Origin of the sequence: Nocardia sp. NPDC060220, from assembly GCF_042727815.1 — a bacterium.
Lineage (GTDB): Bacteria > Actinomycetota > Actinomycetes > Mycobacteriales > Mycobacteriaceae > Nocardia.
This window is the reverse complement of sequence record NZ_JBHWZY010001228.1, coordinates 1-1,544: the sequence shown is the minus strand read 5'-3', so window position 1 is coordinate 1,544 and position 1,544 is coordinate 1. Positions and strand designations below refer to the sequence as shown.

At 68.2% G+C, this 1,544-nt stretch carries 4 protein-coding genes; 1 reads left to right on the top strand and 3 read right to left on the bottom strand.

The features are described 5' to 3' along the window. The 3 genes from ACFWF3_RS35555 to ACFWF3_RS35545 form a co-directional block, all read right to left on the bottom strand. A partial coding sequence (locus tag ACFWF3_RS35555; protein ID WP_379318522.1) for a hypothetical protein occupies window positions 1–218 on the bottom strand: 218 nt, incomplete at its 3' end. A gap of 57 nt (window positions 219–275) precedes the next feature. Continuing rightward, entirely contained in the window at window positions 276–587 is a 312-nt protein-coding gene (locus tag ACFWF3_RS35550; protein ID WP_378988409.1) for an urease subunit beta, read from the bottom strand. A gap of 9 nt (window positions 588–596) precedes the next feature. Next, entirely contained in the window at window positions 597–899 is a 303-nt protein-coding gene (locus ACFWF3_RS35545) for an urease subunit gamma (protein WP_101467224.1), read from the bottom strand. 246 nt (window positions 900–1,145) lie between these two features. Between ACFWF3_RS35545 and ACFWF3_RS35540 the strand changes: the two genes are divergently transcribed. Continuing rightward, window positions 1,146–1,544, top strand: a 399-nt coding sequence (locus ACFWF3_RS35540) for an exonuclease domain-containing protein (protein ID WP_379318520.1), incomplete at its 3' end; no start/stop codon positions are given.

The window sequence follows — 1,544 nt, the reverse complement described above, 5'->3', positions numbered from 1 at the left end:
CGTCCCGGCTGGCGACCCGTGTCTCGGAGCTGGAGTCGGATCGCGGGGTGGTCGTGGACACCGCCGCCGCCGAACACCGCTTCCTCACCGGCGAGTCCCGGTCCGCCACTGCGGTCTTCGGTGATCTCGACGATCAGGTCGGTGTCGGCCAGGCGAATACGGTCGCCGGCGGTCGGCCCGAACAGTTCGGCGTAGCGGGCGCGGCTCAGTTCGGTCATCGGCTCTCTCCCGGACGTCGCGGCGAGAGGCTTGCCGCGCGATGGTTGTCGGTCACCTCAGGCATCCAGGTGCCCGGGCGGGTTCATGCTGATGCCGTAGACCTCGCGGGTACCACCGAGCGGAACCAGCGAAATCCGCTGCGGCAGACCGGGTTCGAATCGAACGGCGGTGCCTGCCGGGATATCGAGCCGGTGCCCGTGGGCGGCTTCGCGATCGAACTCCAGCGCGGCGTTGGACTGCGGGAAGTGCACGTGGCTGCCCACCTGAACGGGGCGGTCGCCGGTATTGACCACCTCGAGCTCGACGCGTACCGCGCCCGCGTTCAGTTCGATCGTGCCCTCGGCACAGAGGTATTCGCCGGGAATCATGGGTCTCGCCTATCCGATCGGGTGGTGCACGGTGACGAGCTTGGTGCCATCGGGAAACGTCGCCTCGACCTGCACGTCGTGAATCATCTCCGGCACCCCCTCCATCACATCCTCGCGGGTGAGCACCGATCGCCCCGACGACATCAGTTCCGCCACGGTCCGCCCGTCCCGTGCTCCCTCGAGCACGTGATCGGTGATCAACGCGATCGACTCCGGATGGTTCAGCTTCAACCCCCGCGCCTGCCTGCGGCGCGCCAGCTCGGCCGCATAGCTCAGCAGCAGCCGTTCCTGCTCGTGCGGCGACAGGCGCATACGTTCTCTCCTCGGCGGGTCGTGGTCGGTGAGCGACATTCTGGCACGCCGCCCGGCTGCGCGGCGACCGCCGCCGAGCGCGACCGGGGACGACCCCGAGGCGATTAACGAGATGTTAACGATGGGTCCGGGATCGGCCAGGGAACAGCCAACTCACCGGCCGAGCGGCGGGTGCGCCTGTGCCGCGGATCGCCGCGCCACGAATATCACTGGAGCACACCACGACGCGCCCGTACCGTCACACCCATGAACGAGTGGACCGGCCTGCTCAACGTGGTCGACGTGGAAGCCACCTGCTGGGCGGGCGACCCGCCCGCCGGACAGGTCAACGAGATCATCGAGATCGGGATCACGGTGGTCGATCTCGCCACCCGGACCAGGGTGAGCAAGCACGACATCATCGTGCGCCCGACCAGGTCCACGGTGAGCGATTTCTGTACCGAGCTCACCACCCTCACCCAGCAGCAGGTCGACAAGGGTGTCGAGTTCGGTGAGGCGTGCCGCCGGCTGGCCGACGAGTTCGCGGCAGGCGAGCGGCCGTGGGCGAGTTGGGGCGATTACGACCGCAAACAGTTCCGCGCCCAGTGCGCGGCCACCGGCGTCGACTACCCCTTCGGCCCCGAGCACACCAACGCCAAACAAGTC